Raw genomic sequence first — 18,249 nt, forward strand, 5'->3', positions numbered from 1 at the left:
GTCCTGCGGCGGGCGGCCCTGACCGCCGGTGAAGTCGGTGGCCACCAGGCCGGGGCAGGCGGCGTTGATCAGGATGTTCGTGCCGGCGAGCTGCCGGGCGTAGTGCACCGTCACCGCGTTGAGGAAGGACTTCGTCGGGGAGTATGCCGCCATGATCGGGCCCACCTCGACGGCCGGGTCGGACTGCCAGGTCAGCGAGCCGACGCTGCTGGAGATGTTGACGATGCGCGGGGACGGGGAGCGGCGCAACAGCGGGAGTAGTGCGTTGGTCACCCGGATCACGCCGAGGACGTTGGTGTCGACGACCCGGCGTACCACGTCGAGATCGAGGGTGGTCGGGTCCTGTCCCCAGTCCGGGCCGGTCGGACCGGAGATGCCGGCGTTGTTGACCAGCACGTCCAGGCGGTTCGGGAGGAGCGCGACCGCGTCGGTGACGCTGCGGTCGTCGGTGACGTCGAGCGGGATCGCCACCGCGTCCACCCCGGCGGCGCGCAACTTCTCGGCGGCTGCCGTGCCGCGGCCGTGGTCGCGGGCTCCCACGATGATGCGGTGTCCGAGGGCGCCCAGCCCGGCTGCGATCTCGAAACCCAGTCCCTTGTTCGCGCCGGTGATCAGCGCGGTCTTCGTGTCGTTCATGACGCCGATGGTGGCTCGCGCCGGGGCACGGTTCTTACACCGATCCGGTTCGCTGTGATACCCGTGGAGTATCACGGGGGTATCGTCGGGCGATGGACACGCTGGAGACGCGCGAACTGCGGTACTTCGTCACCGTCGCGGAGGAACTGCACTTCAGTCGGGCCGCCGACCGTCTCGGCATCGCGCAGCCGCCCCTGTCCCGGGCCATCCAACAGCTGGAACGCCGCCTCGGCGTGACCCTGCTCGACCGGGACCGCCGCGGGGTGGCACTGACCGAAGCCGGTCAGGTGCTGCTCGACGAGGCCCGCACGCTGCTCGACGCGACGGCGGCCGCGGCCCGGCGCACCCAGCGGGCCGCGTCCGCGCCGAACCGGCTGACACTCGCCACCAAGGCGGGCGCCAACCACGAGCTGTTGCGGGAACTCCTGGACGCGCACCCCGCCGAGATCGACGTGGTGCTGTGCGGGATGGGGGATCAGGCGCGGATGCTGCGCGACGGCCGGGCCGACGTGGCGCTGATGCAGCGGCCCTTCGACGCCCTCACCGGGTTCGACAGCGAGGATCTGCGCACCGAGCAGCAGGTCGCGATCCTGCCGTCCGGTCACCCGCTTGCCGCGCGTCCCTCGCTGACGATGGCGGACATCCTGGGGGTACGCGACCTGCCGATCGCCCGCTGGCCGGAGCAGGACGGCACGTACCGTCCGGGACCCGGCCCCGAGATCCGTGACCTGTCCCAGCTGGCGCAGCTGATCGCACTCGGGCACACCGCGGCTGTCCTGTGTGCCTCGTCGCGGTCGTGGCTGTGGAGTGCGCACACGGCGGTACCCCTGACCGACGCACCACACGTGACGAGTGTGCTGGTGTGGCCGTCCGGCAGTCGTTCCCGGGCGGTGGCGGAGTTCGTGCGGACAGCCCTGGCAACGGTCCGTGAGGGTGACGCCGCATAGTCCGGCGGTGACGGCGGGATCCCGCTGGGGGCGAGGGCGCTGCTACGCCAGGCGTACACCAGAATCAGCGTGAGCGGAACGCCGGGCCCTCGGTCTCGCCCAGCGGCGAACGGGCGATGCAGTGCAACAGGGTGCCCGTGCTGTACGGAATCGGCCACGCGTCGCGCACCCACTTCGCGGTGACGGCGGAACCGGCGCGTGCGGTCATCGCTGCGGCGGAACAGGCGGCGGCGATGTCCGGCTTGTCGATCAGTGGGTGGTCGCTGCTGATGGTCACGCCGCCGGCCGGGAGCGGGACGGCGCGGAACGTCTCCCAGGCGTGCGCGTCGGCACAGTCGCGGCGGGACGGTGGCATGGCGGTGCCGCTGATCGCGGTGAGGCCGCCCCAGCACATCGGGGTGGACGGACAGTAGGCGTCGTCGCAGACGGCGAAACCGTCGGGGAGCGCGGCCGGTTCCACACCGCTCCCACGCTCGACGAAGGATTCATCACCGGTCCCGCGATCGGTGGTGGTGTCGCGGTCGACGAGGATCCAGGTGGTGACGCCGAGCATGCCGGTGACCAGGATCAGGAGCGTGACCAGGGAAGCGGCGACGAGACGTGACCTTCCCGCGGGCTTCGGCGACCCGGTCCGGTCGCCTGTCGGGCCCCGGAACCTCGCGGCTTCGGCGAACGATCGTGCTGATTGCCAGCGATCGGCGGGTTCGGTGGCGATGGCTTTCTGCACGAGCGTCCGGACGTGGTCCGGCAGGGTGATGCCGATCGTCTTCGGCGGCGACTGCAGGCGCTGAAGGGCCACCGCATAAGGGTTGTCACCGGCGAACGGGCGCTCCCCGGACAGGCACTCGTAGGCGACCAGACCCAGCGAATAGACGTCGCTGAGCGTACCGGCCGGTTCGCCCCTGACCTGTTCCGGTGACAGATACGTCGGCGTGCCCAGGATGGCGCCGGACACCGTCAGCCGGGCGGCGTCCGCGTGCCGGGCGATGCCGAAATCGGTGATCACCACGGTGCCGTCCGCGCGGACCAGCAGGTTCGCCGGTTTGATGTCACGGTGCACCAGGCCCTGATCGTGGATGGCCTGCAGACCGTCGGCGGCCTGCGCGACCAGGAGCATCGTGGCGTCCGGCGTCATCCGGCCGTCCCGGGCGAGCCGCTGCGACAGTGATTCGCCGTCGACGAACTCCATCACCAGGTACGCGACGCCGTCCGCCCGCCCGAAGTCGTGCACCGCCGCGACCGCCGGATGGTTGACCCGGGCCATCGCGGTCGCCTCCGCGGCGAACCGGGCGTCGTCCGTCACTCCGGGCAGCATGACCTTGACCGCGACGGTACGCCCGAGAACCCCGTCGACCGCCCGCCACACCTCGCCCATGCCCCCGGCGCCGATCCGGTCCCGCAGCAGGTACCGGTCGCCGAGTCGCACTCCAGCCTGTAGCCGCACGGCGCACAGCTTAGATCGTTATCGGTCTGTGGCCAGGGGAGGGTTAGCCGTGACCGGTTACCGGGAAGCCACTCCCGGCTGAAGATCCACCACGGGGGAGGGCCCATGAACGACGAACTCGCCGCACGGCGCGCCAAAGTCCGCGAACGACAGCTGGTGCTCGCGCTGGAACGCTGGGCATGCGGATACTCGCAGGTCGCGGGCGGTTGGCTGCCCTACCTGACCACGATCACCGCGGCCAGCGACGCCGAGAAGACCTGGCTCGAGGGGTACGTTGCGGAGCACGGCATTCCGGCCGGCCCCACCGGCATGGACGAGGTCTGGGCGCGCGGCCGCAAGGCGGAGCTCGCCGCGACGACGGCCTTCCTGGCCGGCGAGTGGGACCGGTCACGTGACCTGGTGGACGACGCGTGGGCCTACGACGCCGTGCTGGAGGGCGAGTGGCGCCGCCTGCACGACTTCATCACCGCCTCCCAGCCCGTGGAGGCCGCTCCGGCAGCTGCTCCGGTCTCGGCCGTCCCTGCCATCGTGCCGGTCTTCGTCCCGGCTGCTCCCGCCGTCGCTCCACCGGTTCCCGCTTCGGTCTCTGTTGCTCCGGTCTCGGCAGTTCCCGCTCCGGTCGCCGCCTCGGCCGCTGCCACCGCTGTCCTGATCATCGGACCGCTGCCCGCGCCCCTCGCCGCCGCGGCCTGACCGTCTCCGTCAGCCGACTTCCATGTCGCGTACGACGAGCAGCGACCACCGCTGTTCGCCGGATGGTGCGATGCTCACGGTGACCGGTCCGGTCTGCGTGTTCTCGCCGCGATTGTGCATGGTGATTCCCGCGCAGGGTGTCGTCGCCACCGTCTTTCCGGACGCGCCGACGGTGGTCGTGACCTCGAGTTCGCCGCCGCCGATGCAGGTGACCATCACGTCCAGTGAACCGCTGTCGCCCCGCGTTCCGGCAGTGCCCTGCCACGGCCCGGTCTGGCCTTCCCTGCGGAGGAGGACAGTCCCGGTGCCCGGCGACATGAGGGGCCGCAGGGAGACGACGGCGGACACTGCCGGGCTCGGCGCTGCCGCCGGTTCGGTGGTCCCACCGGTGCACGCCGCGAGCGGCATCACCACCAGGGGCGCCGCCACCAGGAATCGTCTCATCGCTGTCCTGTTCGGCCGTCAACCGGTGGCCCTGAGCTGCCGGCGCGCGGACGTCAGGCCGGGCGGGACAAGGCCGATAAATCCGACTTGAAGGCTGCTGTCCGGGTATGGCAGGCCGGCAGTTCCAGCAGGCGGTTGCTGGCCAGCACCATGTTGTACTGCTGGTCGTACTCGACGTCGCGGGCCAGCGGGACCAGGCCGTGCCGCTGCAGTTCGGTGACGACGTCCGCGACCAGCCACTGGTCACGCCAGAACGGCACGTCCTCCACCTCGATCAGGACCACGTCGCAGCGGGACAGGAACTCCGGGCCGCCGAGCAGGACCTGGCGGGCGGCACCCTCGACGTCGACCCACAGGGACGTGCGGCCGGGCACGGCGGCACCGACGTCGTCGAGGGTGGTGGCGGGGACGGTGCGGTTCGCGTACACCACGCCCTGCTCCTGATCGTGATGCCGGGAATTGAGGGAGCTGAAACCGTGGTAGCGGGGGTCGTCGAGGCCCTCCGCGTCGGTGACCACGCGGAACGTCACCTCCGGCGGGCCGTCGGCGAGGGCCTCGTGGCGGTACTCGACGCCGGCGCGGCGGAAGTCGTGCAGGCCGGACATGTACTGGTGGACGTAGGGGTTGGCCTCGAAGGCGATCACCCGGCACTCCGGGAGCCGCCGCTTGACCCGCGTCGACGCCGTCGCCTCGTGGGCGCCGGCCTCGACGAACAGTGCCGGGGCGGCCAGCTCGGTCAGGTCGAGGAACAGGTCCGTCAACAGGTCCGTGCAGCGCAGCCGGGCCGCCGGATCATCCATGATCGCGGCGAGCCAGGTGGTCCATTCCTCGTGCACGCCGCCAATCTAGGTCCTGTGCCGTGGAGCACGCCGCGTGGGACTGGAGTACGCCGCGCAGAACCTGGACACGTTTCGTCATCAAGGTCCGTGTGGTGACGTCAGCCGCCCAGCGCGCCCGTAATCACCACACCCCACCGTGCGTGGTGAGTTCGGGCGTCCAGCGCGCCCGAAATCAACACGCCACCATTGGTGTGGTGAGTTCGGGCGTCCAGCGCGCCCGAAATCAACACGCCACCATTGGTGTGGTGAGTTCGGGCGTCCAGCGCGCCCGTAATCAACACGCCACCATTGGTGTGGTGACTTCAGGCGTCCAGCGCGCCCGTAATCAACACGCGGATGGGCTTCGTGCCCTGACCGCGAGACGTGTCTAGGCGACCAGGCGCAGACCGAACTCGTTGCCGTCGGGGTCGGCCATCTCGGCGTGACCGTCGGCGACCGTGGTGAGCTGCGCGCCGAGTGACACCAGGCGGTCGACCTCGACGGGCGAGCCGGCCAGGTCGAGGGCCAGCCGGTTGCGGCCGGGCTTGGGGCGGACCGGCGGGCCACCCCAAGTGATCTTCGAGCCGCCCTGCGGGGACTGGATCGCGGTCTCCTCGTCCTGGTCCCAGACCAGTGGCCAGCCGAGGGCCTCGCTCCAGAACCGGCCGACCCGCTGGGTGCCGTCGCTCGACAGCGCGCCGAGGAAACCGCAGCCGGCCAGGAAACGGTTGCCGGCGGCGATGACGCAGAACTCGTTGCCCTCCGGGTCGGCGAGCACGACGTGGCCCTCCTCCGGTTTCTGCCCGATGTCGATGTGCCGGCCGCCGTGTTCCAGGGCACGGGCGACCGTGCGGTCCTGCTCCTCGGGTGTCTGGCTGGTCAGATCGAAGTGCATCTGGTTGGGCTGGGTCTTGGGGTCGGCGAACGGCACGAACCGGATCGGGAACCCGGTGTCGTCGGTGGGCGGCAGCACCAGGCCGTCGATCTCGCGCTCCAGCACGGCACCCCAGAACCGGACGAGTCGTGCGGGATCACCGGCGCCGAACCGGAGGGCGGAGAGCTGAGCCGTCATGCGGGCAGCCTAGACCCCGCCCTGTCCCTCCACACCCGATTTGCCCGCCGTACGGGACCGGCGCGGCGGCCGTGTCGAGCGTCACCCAGCGTCAAGCCCGATGGGAGATGCGGTCTAAGCTCCTGCGGATGTGGATCATGCAGGTCGCCCGGAAACACCACGAGGCGGCCAAGTTCCTGGTCGTCGGCGGCGTGTGTTTCGTGGCGACGACGGTGGTTAACTACGCGCTGAAGCTGACCGTGCTGCACGACAAGCCGGTCACCGCGCTGGCCGTGGCCACCATCATCAGCACGATCCTGTCCTACGTGCTCAACCGGGAGTGGTCGTTCCGGGCCCGCGGCGGCCGGGAACGCCACCACGAGGCGCTGCTGTTCTTCGCGGTCAGCGCGGTCGGCATCGTGCTGAACTCGCTGCCGCTGGCTATCTCCCGGTACGTGTTCCTGCTGCGGGTGCCCGAGGTGAGCCGCCCGGTCCAGGAGGTCGCCGACTTCACCTCCGGCATCATCATCGGCACGCTCGTCGCGATGGTGTTCCGGCTGTGGGCGTTCCGGCGGTTCGTGTTCCCGCAGGAGCAGGGCCGGGTGCCGCGCCAGCGCCGGGCGTCGCGCTCGTCCGGCCCGCGCAGCACGGTGGTCCAGCACACCGACGAGGCGAACACGCTGCGCTGACCTGCTCTCACCTGTGGTGGCTGCTACGCCGCGCGGACCAGCCGGACCGCCTCGGCGATGCCGCCGGACCAGGGGGCGCCGTGGCCGGGGAGCAGCCATGTCGCGGGCGTCTGTTCGAGGCGGGCGAGCGACGTCAGCGCCGCCGCCGGGTCGTCGGTGAACGGGGCCGGCTGGGGGCCGTGCGCGCCGGTCAGGACGTGCCGGGTGGTCAGTGCGTCGCCGGCGAAGATCGCGTCGGCGACTGGGACGTGCACGGCCACACTGCCCGGGGAGTGGCCGGGCATGCCGATGATCCGGGGCGATCCGGGCAGGTCGAGGACGTCACCGTCGCGGACCGTCTCCACCTCGGTCAGATAGGTGGTGCGCAGGCCGCCTCTGCTCATCGCGTACCCCAGAAAACGCAGCACCGGACCCACCTTGACGGTGCCCCACGTGGCCTTGGGCCGCTCCTCGCCGCGGGCGCGGGCGGCGTCGGCCTCGTGGACGAAGACGGGTACGCCGTGATCGCGGCGCAGACGTTCGGCGAACCCGAGGTGATCGGTGTCACCGTGGGTGAGGACGACGCCCCTGATGTCGGCGAGGGTGCGGCCCATCGCCGCCAGTTCGGTGGTGAGTTCACGCCACTGGCCGGCCAGTCCGGCGTCGATGACGGTGACGCCGTCGACGGTCTCGACCAGGTAGGCGGCGACGATGTCGTTCCCGATGCGGTGCAGATGCGGTCCGAGCTTCATGATGGCTAATGTACGTAGCTATGATGGCTACGGTCAATAGCCATCGTTGCCGGGAGGTTCCATGCCGACGCCTGATCGCACCTCACTCGCCGAGATCGTCGAGGCGGGCCGGGACATCCTGGAGAGCGCCGGGGCGGCCGGGCTCACCATGCAGGCGGTCGCGGTACGGGTCGGGGTGCGGGCGCCGTCGCTCTACAAACGGGTCCGCAGCCGCGACGACCTGCTCGCCCTGATCACCGCGGCGACGGTCCGCGACCTGGGCACCCGGCTGGCGGCGGCCGGGAGCACCGGCGATCCGCGGCAGGATGTGGCGCTGCTGATCCGGGCGTTCCGCGCCTACGCGCACGAACGGCCGATCGGCTACGGACTGATCTTCGGGCCGGTGCAGCCGGGAACCGACTACCTGGGCCCGGCGGTCGAGCCGGTGCTGCGGGTGGCTGCGGCGCTGGCCGGCCCGGAGCATGCGCTGGAGGCGGCCCGCACCCTCACCGCCTGGGCGCACGGGTTCGTCACGATGGAACTGGCCGGCGCCTTCAACCTGGGCGGCGACGTGGAGGCCGCGTTCACGTTCGGGGCCGACCGTCTGATCGACGCGCTTGCCGTCCGCTGAGGGACCATGGGATGGTGCGCGGGAGCCGGGGGACGCCGAGCGGCTGGCGCACGCGGGCACCCCGGTGGAGGTTCTGCATCTGGCAGGCCAGTACGTCTCTCGGCCGGGGAAGATCCTGGACGCCTCAGATCTCGTAGTAGTCGCGAATCAGATGGTCCGGCCCGCGGAACCGGCGTGCCAGGCTGCTGATCTCGGCCGGGGCGGTCGGCTGCTGACCGCGACCGTGTTCCACGGGATGCCGAACAGCTCCTGGACGAGTGCCGCCCGTGCCAGGCTCCGCTGGATCCAGACGGTGAAGCCGAGACCCTGCAGGAGGGCCCAGCCCGCCCCCGCCGCCGCGACCGGTGCCGTCAGCGAGTGGACGGCGGTGGCGGCGATCGAGGACACCGGCACCCTGCCACGCTCTCACGGAACGGTGATCGGTAGCTATACGGGACTTCGTGCCCGGTGTGGGGCGGGACCAAGGTCCCGAGTCGGCCGCCGGCGGGCCTGACATCGGTGCCGGCGGCCGAAAACGGGTCGGATGTGGACCACCCTGTCTTCGGACCGGGAGGACGCGGATGAGTAAGAAGGCCAAGAACCGCCGTGAAGCGGCGCAGAAGGCGGTCACCAGGGCGCGCGGCGGGCAGCGCGGCAATCGGGTGGTCATGGGCATCGGTGGGGTGGTGATCGTGGCGCTGGTCGCGGCGATCGCCGTCTCGGTGACCAGCGCGATGCGGGGGAGTTCCGGTGGCGGGGGCGGGGCGCTCGTGACGCCGGCCGCGGCCACCGGCGACGGGGGGATCCGGGTCGGGCCGGAGGGGGCGGCGACCACCGTGGCCGTCTATCTGGACTACATGTGCCCGTACTGCGGGAAGTTCGAGCGGGCCAACAGCGGTGACCTGACCGCGCTGGTGGAGGATGGCACGACGGCCCTGGAACTGCATCCGCTGTCGTTCCTGGACGCGCAGTCCCAGGGCAACCGGTACTCGACGCGGGCCGCCAACGCGGTGGTCACCGTCGCGGACAAGGACTCCGAGCGGGTGCTGGCGTTCAACGCGGCGCTGTTCGCGAACCAGCCCGATGAGGGCAGCGCCGGGCTCGACGACGCCGCGATCGCCGAACTGGCCGCCGGGGCGGGAGTGTCGCAGGCGGTGATCGACACGTTCGGCGACCGGATCTACGTGCCGTGGATCGAGAAGACCACCGAGGCCGCTTTCGACGGCGGCATCACGGGTACGCCCACCGTGCTGATCAACGGGGTGAAGACCGGGGTCGACCTGTACACGGCCGGGCCGCTGCGGGAGGCGGTCATCGCGGCCGCGGGCGCCGCGCGGTGAGCACCGTCCTCGAGCGGGTCCGCGGGGTCCGGCACGCGGACGGCTGGATTTTCGGGACGATGCTGGTGTCGGCGCTGATCAGCCTCACCGCGTCGTTCGTGCTCTCGGTCGACGCCGTCGAGCTGGCCCGCAACCCGTCGGCGGACCTCTCCTGCAACATCAACACGGTGGTCAGCTGCGGGACGGTCGGGTTGTCCTGGCAGGCGCAGCTGTTCGGGTTCCCGAACGCGTTCCTCGGCCTGATCGCGGAACCCGTGGTGATCACGCTGGCGGTGGCGGCGCTCGGCGGGGTCCGGTTTCCGCGCTGGTTCATGATCGCGGCGCAGACCGTGTACACGCTCGGGCTGGTCTTCGCGTACTGGCTGTTCCAGCAGGCGCTGACGGAGATCGGAGCGCTGTGCCCGTGGTGCCTGCTGGTCACGGTCTCCACCACGCTGGTGTGGGTGTCACTGACGCACGTGAACATCCGGGACGGGCATCTGCCGCTGCCGGCGCGCTGGCGGGGATGGGCTCGGGACGCGATCGCCAACGACCTGGACGCCCTCGCCGTCACGGTGTGGCTGCTGGTGCTCGTCCTGATCATCGTGAGCCGTTACGGGGCCGCGCTCTTCGGGTGACGCCGCTCCCGGCGTACCCCACATGATCTTCAAGAGAGTGACCGGCGCGCTCGGCGTGGTGCGGCGGAGCTCCCGGTTCGGCGTGTGGTGGTGGATCGCTGCGGCACGGGTCCTCAAGTGTGCGCCGAGCGTGCGGAACGCCAGGCCGTTCTCGCCGAATTCGTCGAGCGGGGCTGCCGCTGCCTCGATGATCCGGGGATGGGAGATCCCATCTTGACACTTCTGGAATGTCGTTCCACACTTCTGGAACGACATTCCAACGGCGGCGGGAGTCATCATGAAGACCACGGTCACGATCATCGGCGCGGGGCTCGGCGGCCTCACCCTCGCCCGGGTGCTGCATCTGCACGGCATTCCAGCCCGCATCTACGAGGCAGAGGCGTCACCACAGGCCCGGACCCAGGGCGGACAACTCGACATCCATCAACACAACGGGCAGGTCGCGCTGGCCACGGCCGGACTGACCGACCAGTGGCGGGCGATCATCCACGAGGGCGCGGAGACCGCCCGGATCCTCGACCGCGACGGCAAGGTGCTCTTCGAGGAACCCGGCGACGGCGAGGGCGGGCGCCCCGAGGTGCTCCGCGGCGAGCTGCGCCAGGTGCTGATCGACTCGCTGCCCGAGGGCGCCATCGTCTGGGGGCGCAGACTCGCCGCGGCCGACGGGCGGGAGCTGCGGTTCGCCGACGGGAGCACGGTCACCGCCGACGTGCTGGTCGGCGCGGACGGCGCCTGGTCCAAGGTGCGGCCGGTGCTCTCCGCCGCCGTTCCGGAATACGTCGGGACCACGTTCGTGGAGACCTACCTGCACGACGTCGACGTGCGGCATCCGGCCACGGCCGCCGCGGTCGGCAGAGGCGCGATGTATGCGCTGACCCCGGGACAGGGCATCACCGCGCATCGCGAGGCAGGGGACGTCATCCACACGTACGTTCAGGTCAACCGCCCCGCCTCCTGGTCGCAGGGGATCACCGCGGACCGGGTGGCAGCCGAGTTCGCCGGATGGGCGCCGGAACTCACCGCGCTGATCCGCGACAGCGACACGCCACTGGTCACCCGGCTGATCCACACCCTGCCGAACGGGCACCGCTGGGACCGGGTGCCGGGCGTGACCCTGATCGGCGACGCCGCCCACCTGATGCCGCCGGCGGGCGAGGGCGCGAACCTGGCGATGCTCGACGGGGCGGAACTCGGCTCGGCGCTGGCCGCGCACCCCGGCGACGTGGAGGCGGCACTGGGCGTCTACGAGGCGGCGATGTTCCGGCGCACCGAGGCGGAGTATGCCGACGCCGCCCGGATCCTGGACCTGTGCCTCGGCGAGCGGGCGCCCTACGGGCTGATCGAATTCTTCGCCGGGGCGTTCGCCGCGCAGGCGTGACATTCCTTTTCGCGTACGCCGAAAGCACCCGCCCCTGGCGCTCCGGAAGGGAACGTCCCGCACGGGCGGCAGGTCCCGCCGTCTCCTGGGATCGGGCGATGACGCGGTGACGCACCCCAGCGGAACCCGGTCGGCGCGATGACCGGGGCCTCCACCGGAACGCGGTCCCGCGAACCCGCGGTTCCTACGGCGCCCCGACCGGCTGCCGGAGAATGGTGCGCAGCCGCTCCGGTGCCACCCGGCGGGCGTCGCTGAGATAGATCTCGTGGTGCCGTCCGGTCATCGACAGCCCATGACCCGGGATGACCTCCCGGTGCATCCGCTGCAGGGTCGCCGCCTCGTCGTCGTAGGACCCGACATGAAGCGTCTGCACCACCCGGCCCTCCACGAGGGTCTCCAGCCGCACCTCGTCGAGCCGCCGCGGACCGCCCTTGGCCGCGACCTCACCCCGCGCCACGTCGACCATCCCCTGATCCACCCAGTCCGGCACCATGATCAGAAGAGTCCAGTTCCAGCGCGACTTGTCCCGAGCCGCGGTGAACGACTCCATGTCGTCAGCCCACCACAACCCCTCCAGGGGCATCACCACGTAGTCGCGGCCCAGCTGCCGCCTGCTGGCGAACTTGAGCCGGTAGGCGAGCGGGTAGAGCGCGGCGGTCGCCTCCGCGAACTCGGGACCGGCATTCGGATCCCCATGCCCGTCGATCATCAGGTACCGCAGCGGAGGCACGTCCACCAGCGCGAACTCGCCCCGGCGCGCTCGGTAGGCCGCGATGCTCCTCTTGAAGTCGACCTTCTGGCCCTGCCGGCCCTCTCGGCCTTCTTCGCTCCTCCGGCCCCGCGCCTGATCCGCTGCCATGCGAGCTCCCCGTCGCCGTCGCTCTCTCCTCAGCGAGGGTACGACCCGAGTCCACTCCCGCCCTGCCCCGCAACCGGATCCCGCCCGCCCTGCCCCGGTACGCGCATCGGCGGGACCGGTAGCCCGCACGGGTCGGCGTGCGCCGGCGGTAGCACTGCGGGGCCGGAAACTCCAGGCGTGATCTCGGGGTGTGCGGGCCCTAGGTTCGGAAGGTGACTATTCCCAGTGACCTGATGCAGCACGGGTGGACCGCCGACCGGCTGGAGCACGGCACCGCCAACGAGGTCACCGGCGGGGTCTGGCGGGTTCTCCGGGACGGCTCCCCGGCCGTCGTGAAGGTGGCGACGCCGCACCGGTCCGGTGCCGTGCCGCACCTCGCCGCGAGTGACGACCCCGGGCACTTCAACTACTGGCGGCGCGAGCCGTGCGCGTACACATCGGATGTTCCTGGTTCGGTCTTCGCCGAAGGCGGCCTTTCCGCGCCGGAGTGTCACGAGGTGCGGGAACGCGCCGACGGTTCGGTGGCGATCTGGCTGGAGGACGTCGCGGCGACGCCCGGCGCGTCGTGGGGCCCGGCCGAGCTGGGCGACGTCGCGGAACGGCTCGGCGCCGCCCAGGCCCGGTGGCTCACCGAGAAGCCCGTCGCGGCGGCCTGGTGGCCCCGGGACTTCCTCGCCGACGCGACCCTGGCCCAGCCGGTGCCGGAGGATCTCGACTGGGATCATCCGGTGGTGGCGTCCGCCTGGTCGCCGGCGTTGCGGGGCGGACTGCGGCGGCTGTGGGAGCGGCGGTTCGCGGTGCTCGCGGCGTCGCGGGCCCTGCCGCAGACCATCTGTCACCACGACGTGTGGGCGATGAACCTGATCGCCGCGCCGCGCGGGCCGGTGCTGCTCGACTGGGCGTTCGTCGGCCCCGGCGCCGTCGGCGGTGATCCGGCGTTCCTCGCGCTCGACGGCTTCCTCGACGGGCTGATCGACGTGGCGCTGCTCGGCGAGGTGCTGGAGACCGTGACCGGCTCCTACGCGCGGGGGCTCGGCGGTGCCGTGCCCGTGGACGAGGTGCGCCGGGCGATCCGGGTGACGGCGATGGCCCGGTATTTCTGGCTCGCGCCGCGGATGGTCGCGTCGGCCGGGGCGCAGGCGTCCACGGCCGGTTACACCTACGACACCCGGGACGCGGCGCAACGTCTCACCGACCGCGCGCCGGTCCTGCAGCTGCTCGCCGACTGGTCCGCCGACCTGTGAGGCCGGTGTCTCACAGCGCGGCCGGGTACCGCCCCGGCCGGTGGTTGACGACCAGCACCAGGTTGAGCACCGCCACCCCGGCCGCGGACAGCAGGACCGTCGACGGCGGCGCGGTGAACGCCGACAGAACGATCACCGTCGCGTCCAGGGCCAGCAGCACGTATCCGGCCCGCCAGCCGAACCGGTCCTGGCAGACGATGGCGATCACGTTGAAGCCGCCGAGGCTGCTGTGGTGACGCAGAATGATCAGCAGTCCGATTCCGGCGGCCAGGTTGCCGAGCAGGGCCGCGTACACCGGATTGACCTGATCCAGGGTCATCAGCCGTGGTTGGAGCAGCGAGAACCCGGAGAGCATCAGCACGGAGAACACCGAACTCGCCACGAACCGCGGACCGCGGCGTCTCCATCCGAGGACGGCGAACGGCAGATTCACCGCGGTGAAGAGCAGCCCGAACGGCCACGAGGTGAGCTGGCTGATCAGCAGCACCAGCCCGGCCGTCCCGCCGGTCACCGCGCCCGAGCTCTTGATCAGGTAGAGCCCGAAGGCGGTGATCAGGGTTCCGCTGACCAGGGCGACGACGTCCTCGGCGAAGCTGTGCCGGGCGATCGTCGGGGTCGCGTCGGGGACGACGTGCTGGTCGGCTTGCATGCCGCCACCCTGCAAGATCATGATTGGGCGCGCAATGTGACGTTTCCCGGCTGCGCACCATGTCATCAGATCGTCGATCATGGTGCCAGAATGCTCAGATGGACCAGCTCGACGCCCGAATCCTGCTCGCCCTGGACGAGGATCCCGACGCCACCACCCTGGCCCTCGCCCAGCGCCTCGGCATCGCCCGCAACACCCTGAGCTCCCGCCTGCACCGGATGCGCCAGTCCGGGGCGCTCCGCGAGTTCACCCGCCGCGTCGACCCCGCCCACCTGGGCCGCGGCATGGTCGCCTTCGTCTCGATCGCACTGGCCCAGACCAGCGCGGCCGGGGTCACCGCCGCCCTGAGCGCCATCCCCGAAGTGATCGAGATGCACCGCACCACCGGCGAGGCCGACCTGCTGGTCAAGGTGGTCGCCCGGGACACCGCCGACCTGCACCGCCTGACCGACCTCATCGTCGCCGCGCCCGGCGTGGTCCGCACCAGCACCGCCATCTCCCTGCACGAGGAGATGCCGCTGCGGATCCGCGCCCTGATCGAAGAGGCGGGACAGCCGTGAACGGCACCGGTGCGATAGCCTCTGGCACCGACTGGGATCGATGACCGGAGGGGTGGTCCCCATCGAGCAGCCTCCGTCGCGGTGGATCATGAACTCCGCCGCACCGGCGATCGGGCTCTACCTCACGCTGCGGCTGCTCAGCCTCGAGGTGATGTATGTGCTTGCCTCGCACGCATACGCGCGAAGCCCCGGCAAGGAGGTCTATCCGGACGGGACGATCGGCAACCAGTGGCGCAGCTTCACGTCGTTCATGGACGCGCTGCTCTCCTGGGACGCCCGGTGGTATCTGAAGATCACCGAGCAGGGGCTGGGCGGCCCGATCGGTGCGGTCGACGCCGACGGTGTGCCGTACGCGTTCCGCCTGATGTTCTTCCCGCTCTACCCGATGCTGGCCCGGCCACTCGCCGACCTGCCGTTCGTCGACCCGGTCGCCGCCTGCCTGACCGTCTCGTTCGTCGCGGCCGTCGCCGCAGCCTGGGGCCTGTACGCGATCGGCCGCCAGGTCCACAGCCACCGCGCCGGGATCATGCTCGCCGCGGTCTGGGCGCTCGCCCCGGCCGCCATGACGCAGAACGGCGCGTTCACCGAGTCACTGTTCACCGCACTGGCGGCCTGGACGTTGTACGCGCTGCTCCGCGAGAACTGGCTGGCCGCCGGACTGCTCGCCGGCCTGAGCGGGCTGAGCCGTCCCACCGCCGCGGCGCTGATCGGGACGGTCGGACTGGCCGCGCTGATCGCCGCCGCCCGTCGCCGGGACGGCTGGCGCCCGTACGCCGCGATGCTCCTCGCCCCGTCCGGCCTGCTCGCCTACCTGGCGTTCGCCGCGCACCGCCTCGGCGGCGTCGACGAGTACTTCACCATCCACAACAACACCTTCGGCGCCTGGTGGGACTACGGCGAGTCCACCTGGAAGACCGTCACCGACATCATGATCGGCGTCGACGACGACCACGCCGGCAAGCCGATCCGGATCCTCTCCGTGCTGATCCTGGCCGGTTTCGTGGTGCTGCTCGCCCTGCTGGTCCGCCGGGCGCCCTGGCCGCTGACCGTGTTCGCCGCCGCGACCCTGGTGCTGGCGGCCGGCTCCCACGCGCACATCTCGATGATGGGCCGGCATCTGCTGCCCGCCTTCCCGGTGCTGCTCATCCCGGCGATCGCCCTGGCCCGCGCCCGCAACCGCGATCTGATCCTGCTGCTCGGCCCGATGGCTCTATCGTCCGGTTGGTACGCCGGCTGGTTGCCCTTCATCTCGGGTCAGGCCATTTAGGGGTACGCGGTGAGCATGTCCAGGAACGCGTCGAAGGCCTCGTCGGCGCGGGTGGTGTCGCCGGTCGCCTCGAGGTCCAGGATCAGGCCACGGATCACCGCCAGCACCAGGGTGCCCCGCCCGGGCAGGCCCTCGTCGAGCGGGTGTAGCCAGTCGGTGGTGGCCTCCCGCCGGAACCCGGGCCACAGTTGCTGCTCGGCGCTCTCCCGCAGTTTGCCGAACATGCTGAGGTAGGGCCGCCCCGCGGGCCCGGTCATCGCCCGCCATGCCCGGCGCAACGTCTCCGGGTACGGCTCGCCCGGCCGCGGCCGCAGCAGATCGCCGTAGAAGTCCCGTTGCCGCTGCCGGGCCCGCCCGAGGATCTCGCGCAGCAGCGTGTCCCGCGTCCCGAAGTGGTAGATCAACATCCGGGTGGACGCCCCGGACGCCGTCGACAACGGCTCGAGTCGCTCCGGCAGCCCGTGCGCGAGCGCATGATCGACGCAGGCGTCCAGGATCCGGTCGCGGATCGCGGGCTGCTTGTGCCGTCCCATCGCCGCACTTTTTCACGTAACAGACGCTACGTCTACCGTTGATCCCGAAGCTCGGGTTCTCTTTTTCGGTCGTTTTGGGGGAATAATGCGTGTTGTCTTCGTGCATGGGGCGTGCGTCCGTGACGGATCCTGGTGGTGGCACCCGACCGCCGCCATCCTGCAGTCCCGGGGTGTCACCAGCGTCGCGCCGGGCCTGCCGAGCTGCGGCGAAGGCGGCGCCCCCGTCCCCATCGACAGTCTCCACGCCGACGTGGCTGCCGTCCGCGCCGTACTGACCGCCTCCACCGAACCAGTCGTGCTGGTCGGCCACAGTTACGGCGGCATCGTCGCCTCCGAAGCGGCGGTCGGCGTCGACACGGTCCGGCACATGGTGTTCATCTCCAGCTACCTGCCCGAGCCGGGCGAGTCCCTGTCCACGTTCGGAGCGAGCACCCCGCCGCCGTTCCTGGACTTCGACCCGGTCGGCGGAACGTTCGGCGGACGCCCGGAACTGTTCGCCGAAACCTTCGTCCAGGACTGCCCGCCGGACATCGTCAGCGAATCCCTGACCCGCCTGGTCCGGCAGACACTGGCCGTGACCCAGCAGCCGGTCCGGGAAGTGGCCTGGCCCGGCCTGCCCACCACGTACGTGGTCTGCACCGACGACCGTGGCACGCCGGCGGCCGCGCAGCGCGACTTCGCCCGCCGAGCCGACACAGTGATCGAACTTCCCACCGGCCACCACCCGTTCCTGTCCCAGCCCCAGGCCGTCGCCGACATCATCACCGCCCTGCCCTGATCAGCTCTGCGCCGCCCCGCCTGTTCGCCTCGCCGGACCGGTCCGGCTCTGACCTGGGTGATCAGGGCTCCTCTGCTCAGCCACGTCGCACCATGGTCCAGTTCCCGAGGCCGGATACACGCAGTGGCAGCTACACGCAGTGGCAGCTACACGCAACGGCGGGACACACAGCGGCGGGACACACAGCGGCGGTGACACGCAGCGATGACCACACGCCCCGGCGGCCACACCAGTCCGGCCGTCGTTGGTGGCTGGGTGTCAGCTCCTCAAGAACCGTGGAGGACGGCTCACCCGACCCCAGCCGTCACCTGAGGTCGGTCCGCGAGCCGAATACGACCGTGGATGACGGCCGGTGGGTCCGAGCCGTTGCTGGTGGTGGATTTTCGTCTCGCGGGGAACCGTGGCGGACGGCTCGGTCTGTCCAGCCGTCGGTCGTGGTCGGTTCGTGAGCGGGATACGACCGTGGTTGACGGCTGACGGGCCCGAGCCGTCGCCCGCGGCTGAGTTTCGCCTCTCGGGCAGCTGTGCACGACGGCTCAGCCGCTCCAGCCGTCGATCACGGTTCCGCGGTTACCTTCAGGCGTGCTGGGCGCCTGAAGTCGTCACGGTCGTGGTGGGGCGTGGTGATTGCGGTCGTGCTGGGCGCCTGAAGTCGTCACGGTCGTGGTGGGGCGTGGTGATTGCGGTCGTGCTGGGCGCCTGAAGTCGTCACGCTCGTGGTGGGGCGTGGTGATTGCGGACGTGCTGAGAGCCCCAAGTCACCACACCCGTTGGGCGTGGTGATTTCAGGCGCGGCGGGCGCCCCAAGTCACCACGCGGACGCTGACACGACACCTGTCCAGCGGCTCGGATCCGCCAGCCGTCGTCCGGGGCGGACGACCTCGGCGAGGGCGAGGGCGGGCCCGGGACATGGATGGGGCGGGACCGGACGGCATGAGACGGGACCGGACGGGATGAGACGGGACCGGACGGGATGAGACGG

The 18,249-nt window shown here is 71.0% G+C and carries 22 protein-coding genes; 11 read left to right on the plus strand and 11 right to left on the minus strand.

All coding sequences use genetic code 11. The features are described 5' to 3' along the window. Positions 1 to 636: SDR family NAD(P)-dependent oxidoreductase (locus WH85_RS39985; protein ID WP_045747377.1), on the minus strand; the 636-nt coding region annotated here is incomplete at its 3' end. 101 nt (positions 637 to 737) lie between these two features. Here WH85_RS39985 and WH85_RS39990 point away from each other — a divergent pair. Further along, complete coding sequence (locus WH85_RS39990; protein ID WP_211275592.1) at positions 738 to 1,583, plus strand: LysR family transcriptional regulator; 846 nt, start codon at positions 738 to 740, stop codon at positions 1,581 to 1,583. A 64-nt stretch (positions 1,584 to 1,647) separates the two neighbouring features. Here WH85_RS39990 and WH85_RS47830 read toward each other — a convergent pair whose 3' ends face one another. Next, complete coding sequence (locus WH85_RS47830) at positions 1,648 to 3,027, minus strand: serine/threonine-protein kinase (protein ID WP_157411518.1); 1,380 nt, start codon at positions 3,025 to 3,027, stop codon at positions 1,648 to 1,650. Positions 3,028 to 3,132: 105 nt separating this feature from the next. On the opposite strand from WH85_RS47830, the gene WH85_RS40000 reads away from it, so the two are divergent. Further along, the gene (locus WH85_RS40000) at positions 3,133 to 3,720 is read left to right on the plus strand and encodes a hypothetical protein (RefSeq protein WP_045747379.1); all 588 of its coding nucleotides are present in this window, start codon (positions 3,133 to 3,135) and stop codon (positions 3,718 to 3,720) included. A gap of 9 nt (positions 3,721 to 3,729) precedes the next feature. On the opposite strand, the gene WH85_RS40005 is transcribed toward WH85_RS40000, so the two are convergent. From WH85_RS40005 to WH85_RS40015, 4 genes are all read right to left on the minus strand, one after another. After that, a complete protein-coding gene (locus tag WH85_RS40005; protein WP_157411519.1) occupies positions 3,730 to 4,164 on the minus strand; it encodes a hypothetical protein in 435 nt (144 codons plus the stop codon). A 53-nt stretch (positions 4,165 to 4,217) separates the two neighbouring features. Then, complete coding sequence (locus WH85_RS40010) at positions 4,218 to 5,000, minus strand: FkbM family methyltransferase (RefSeq protein ID WP_052721148.1); 783 nt, start codon at positions 4,998 to 5,000, stop codon at positions 4,218 to 4,220. 101 nt (positions 5,001 to 5,101) lie between these two features. Next, entirely contained in the window at positions 5,102 to 5,284 is a 183-nt protein-coding gene (locus tag WH85_RS51150; protein ID WP_157411520.1) for a hypothetical protein, read from the minus strand. 86 nt (positions 5,285 to 5,370) lie between these two features. After that, on the minus strand, positions 5,371 to 6,054 hold the full coding sequence (locus WH85_RS40015) for a VOC family protein (protein WP_045747381.1): 684 nt from the start codon (positions 6,052 to 6,054) through the stop codon (positions 5,371 to 5,373). Positions 6,055 to 6,182: 128 nt separating this feature from the next. Between WH85_RS40015 and WH85_RS40020 the strand changes: the two genes are divergently transcribed. Then, on the plus strand, positions 6,183 to 6,722 hold the full coding sequence (locus WH85_RS40020) for a GtrA family protein (protein WP_245674298.1): 540 nt from the start codon (positions 6,183 to 6,185) through the stop codon (positions 6,720 to 6,722). Between the two features lie 23 nt (positions 6,723 to 6,745). Here WH85_RS40020 and WH85_RS40025 read toward each other — a convergent pair whose 3' ends face one another. Further along, positions 6,746 to 7,453 (minus strand): MBL fold metallo-hydrolase, encoded by a 708-nt coding sequence (locus tag WH85_RS40025; RefSeq protein ID WP_045747383.1) that lies wholly within the window; start codon positions 7,451 to 7,453, stop codon positions 6,746 to 6,748. Positions 7,454 to 7,514: 61 nt separating this feature from the next. Here WH85_RS40025 and WH85_RS40030 point away from each other — a divergent pair, with 61 nt between their 5' ends. Beyond that, the gene (locus WH85_RS40030; protein WP_045747384.1) at positions 7,515 to 8,063 is read left to right on the plus strand and encodes a TetR/AcrR family transcriptional regulator; all 549 of its coding nucleotides are present in this window, start codon (positions 7,515 to 7,517) and stop codon (positions 8,061 to 8,063) included. A 147-nt stretch (positions 8,064 to 8,210) separates the two neighbouring features. On the opposite strand, the gene WH85_RS40035 is transcribed toward WH85_RS40030, so the two are convergent. Further along, positions 8,211 to 8,456 carry an S-4TM family putative pore-forming effector gene (locus tag WH85_RS40035; protein WP_045747385.1) on the minus strand — a complete coding sequence of 82 codons (246 nt, stop codon included), beginning with the start codon at positions 8,454 to 8,456 and terminating at the stop codon, positions 8,211 to 8,213. A 167-nt stretch (positions 8,457 to 8,623) separates the two neighbouring features. On the opposite strand from WH85_RS40035, the gene WH85_RS40040 reads away from it, so the two are divergent. From WH85_RS40040 to WH85_RS40050, 3 genes are all read left to right on the plus strand, one after another. Next, positions 8,624 to 9,382 carry a DsbA family protein gene (locus tag WH85_RS40040; RefSeq protein ID WP_045747386.1) on the plus strand — a complete coding sequence of 253 codons (759 nt, stop codon included), beginning with the start codon at positions 8,624 to 8,626 and terminating at the stop codon, positions 9,380 to 9,382. Then, positions 9,379 to 9,999: a vitamin K epoxide reductase family protein gene (locus WH85_RS40045; protein WP_045747387.1), complete on the plus strand. Its 621-nt coding sequence runs from the start codon at positions 9,379 to 9,381 to the stop codon at positions 9,997 to 9,999. Before WH85_RS40040 ends, WH85_RS40045 begins: the two co-directional genes overlap by 4 nt. 277 nt (positions 10,000 to 10,276) lie before the next feature. Next, a complete protein-coding gene (locus tag WH85_RS40050) occupies positions 10,277 to 11,377 on the plus strand; it encodes an FAD-dependent oxidoreductase (protein WP_045747388.1) in 1,101 nt (366 codons plus the stop codon). A 184-nt stretch (positions 11,378 to 11,561) separates the two neighbouring features. On the opposite strand, the gene WH85_RS40055 is transcribed toward WH85_RS40050, so the two are convergent. Beyond that, positions 11,562 to 12,236 carry a GyrI-like domain-containing protein gene (locus tag WH85_RS40055; RefSeq protein ID WP_083449630.1) on the minus strand — a complete coding sequence of 225 codons (675 nt, stop codon included), beginning with the start codon at positions 12,234 to 12,236 and terminating at the stop codon, positions 11,562 to 11,564. Between the two features lie 212 nt (positions 12,237 to 12,448). Here WH85_RS40055 and WH85_RS40060 point away from each other — a divergent pair, with 212 nt between their 5' ends. Then, positions 12,449 to 13,480, plus strand: a complete 1,032-nt coding sequence (locus WH85_RS40060; RefSeq protein ID WP_245674299.1) for an aminoglycoside phosphotransferase family protein — start codon at positions 12,449 to 12,451, stop codon at positions 13,478 to 13,480. Positions 13,481 to 13,490: 10 nt separating this feature from the next. Here the strand turns inward: WH85_RS40060 and WH85_RS40065 are convergent, their stop codons facing one another. Continuing rightward, a complete protein-coding gene (locus tag WH85_RS40065; protein ID WP_157411521.1) occupies positions 13,491 to 14,129 on the minus strand; it encodes a YitT family protein in 639 nt (212 codons plus the stop codon). 98 nt (positions 14,130 to 14,227) lie between these two features. Here WH85_RS40065 and WH85_RS40070 point away from each other — a divergent pair, with 98 nt between their 5' ends. After that, the gene (locus WH85_RS40070) at positions 14,228 to 14,689 is read left to right on the plus strand and encodes an Lrp/AsnC family transcriptional regulator (RefSeq protein ID WP_045747391.1); all 462 of its coding nucleotides are present in this window, start codon (positions 14,228 to 14,230) and stop codon (positions 14,687 to 14,689) included. An 88-nt stretch (positions 14,690 to 14,777) separates the two neighbouring features. Further along, positions 14,778 to 15,956, plus strand: coding sequence for a glycosyltransferase family 39 protein (locus WH85_RS40075; RefSeq protein ID WP_157411522.1), 1,179 nt, complete (start codon positions 14,778 to 14,780; stop codon positions 15,954 to 15,956). On the opposite strand, the gene WH85_RS40080 is transcribed toward WH85_RS40075, so the two are convergent. Continuing rightward, positions 15,953 to 16,489: a TetR/AcrR family transcriptional regulator gene (locus WH85_RS40080; protein WP_045747393.1), complete on the minus strand. Its 537-nt coding sequence runs from the start codon at positions 16,487 to 16,489 to the stop codon at positions 15,953 to 15,955. The two genes, WH85_RS40075 and WH85_RS40080, sit on opposite strands and share 4 nt — an antisense overlap. 85 nt (positions 16,490 to 16,574) lie before the next feature. On the opposite strand from WH85_RS40080, the gene WH85_RS40085 reads away from it, so the two are divergent. Further along, the gene (locus WH85_RS40085; protein WP_045747394.1) at positions 16,575 to 17,267 is read left to right on the plus strand and encodes an alpha/beta fold hydrolase; all 693 of its coding nucleotides are present in this window, start codon (positions 16,575 to 16,577) and stop codon (positions 17,265 to 17,267) included. Positions 17,268 to 18,249: the final 982 nt, after the last annotated feature.

Origin of the sequence: Actinoplanes rectilineatus, assembly GCF_000962825.1 — a bacterium.
GTDB classification, from domain to species: Bacteria; Actinomycetota; Actinomycetes; order Mycobacteriales; family Micromonosporaceae; genus Actinoplanes; species Actinoplanes rectilineatus.

Coding starts and splice junctions, on each gene's coding strand:
- WH85_RS40085 (WP_045747394.1), top strand. CDS start 16,575: ATGCGTGTTGTCTTCGTGCATGGGGCGTGCGTCCGTGACGGATCCTGG.
- WH85_RS40080 (WP_045747393.1), bottom strand. CDS start 16,489: ATGGGACGGCACAAGCAGCCCGCGATCCGCGACCGGATCCTGGACGCC.
- WH85_RS40025 (WP_045747383.1), bottom strand. CDS start 7,453: ATGAAGCTCGGACCGCATCTGCACCGCATCGGGAACGACATCGTCGCC.
- WH85_RS40020 (WP_245674298.1), top strand. CDS start 6,183: ATGTGGATCATGCAGGTCGCCCGGAAACACCACGAGGCGGCCAAGTTC.
- WH85_RS40000 (WP_045747379.1), top strand. CDS start 3,133: ATGAACGACGAACTCGCCGCACGGCGCGCCAAAGTCCGCGAACGACAG.
- WH85_RS40065 (WP_157411521.1), bottom strand. CDS start 14,129: ATGCAAGCCGACCAGCACGTCGTCCCCGACGCGACCCCGACGATCGCC.
- WH85_RS40015 (WP_045747381.1), bottom strand. CDS start 6,054: ATGACGGCTCAGCTCTCCGCCCTCCGGTTCGGCGCCGGTGATCCCGCA.
- WH85_RS40075 (WP_157411522.1), top strand. CDS start 14,778: ATGAACTCCGCCGCACCGGCGATCGGGCTCTACCTCACGCTGCGGCTG.
- WH85_RS40070 (WP_045747391.1), top strand. CDS start 14,228: ATGGACCAGCTCGACGCCCGAATCCTGCTCGCCCTGGACGAGGATCCC.
- WH85_RS40040 (WP_045747386.1), top strand. CDS start 8,624: ATGAGTAAGAAGGCCAAGAACCGCCGTGAAGCGGCGCAGAAGGCGGTC.
- WH85_RS40050 (WP_045747388.1), top strand. CDS start 10,277: ATGAAGACCACGGTCACGATCATCGGCGCGGGGCTCGGCGGCCTCACC.
- WH85_RS40005 (WP_157411519.1), bottom strand. CDS start 4,164: ATGAGACGATTCCTGGTGGCGGCGCCCCTGGTGGTGATGCCGCTCGCG.
- WH85_RS40055 (WP_083449630.1), bottom strand. CDS start 12,236: ATGGCAGCGGATCAGGCGCGGGGCCGGAGGAGCGAAGAAGGCCGAGAG.
- WH85_RS40030 (WP_045747384.1), top strand. CDS start 7,515: ATGCCGACGCCTGATCGCACCTCACTCGCCGAGATCGTCGAGGCGGGC.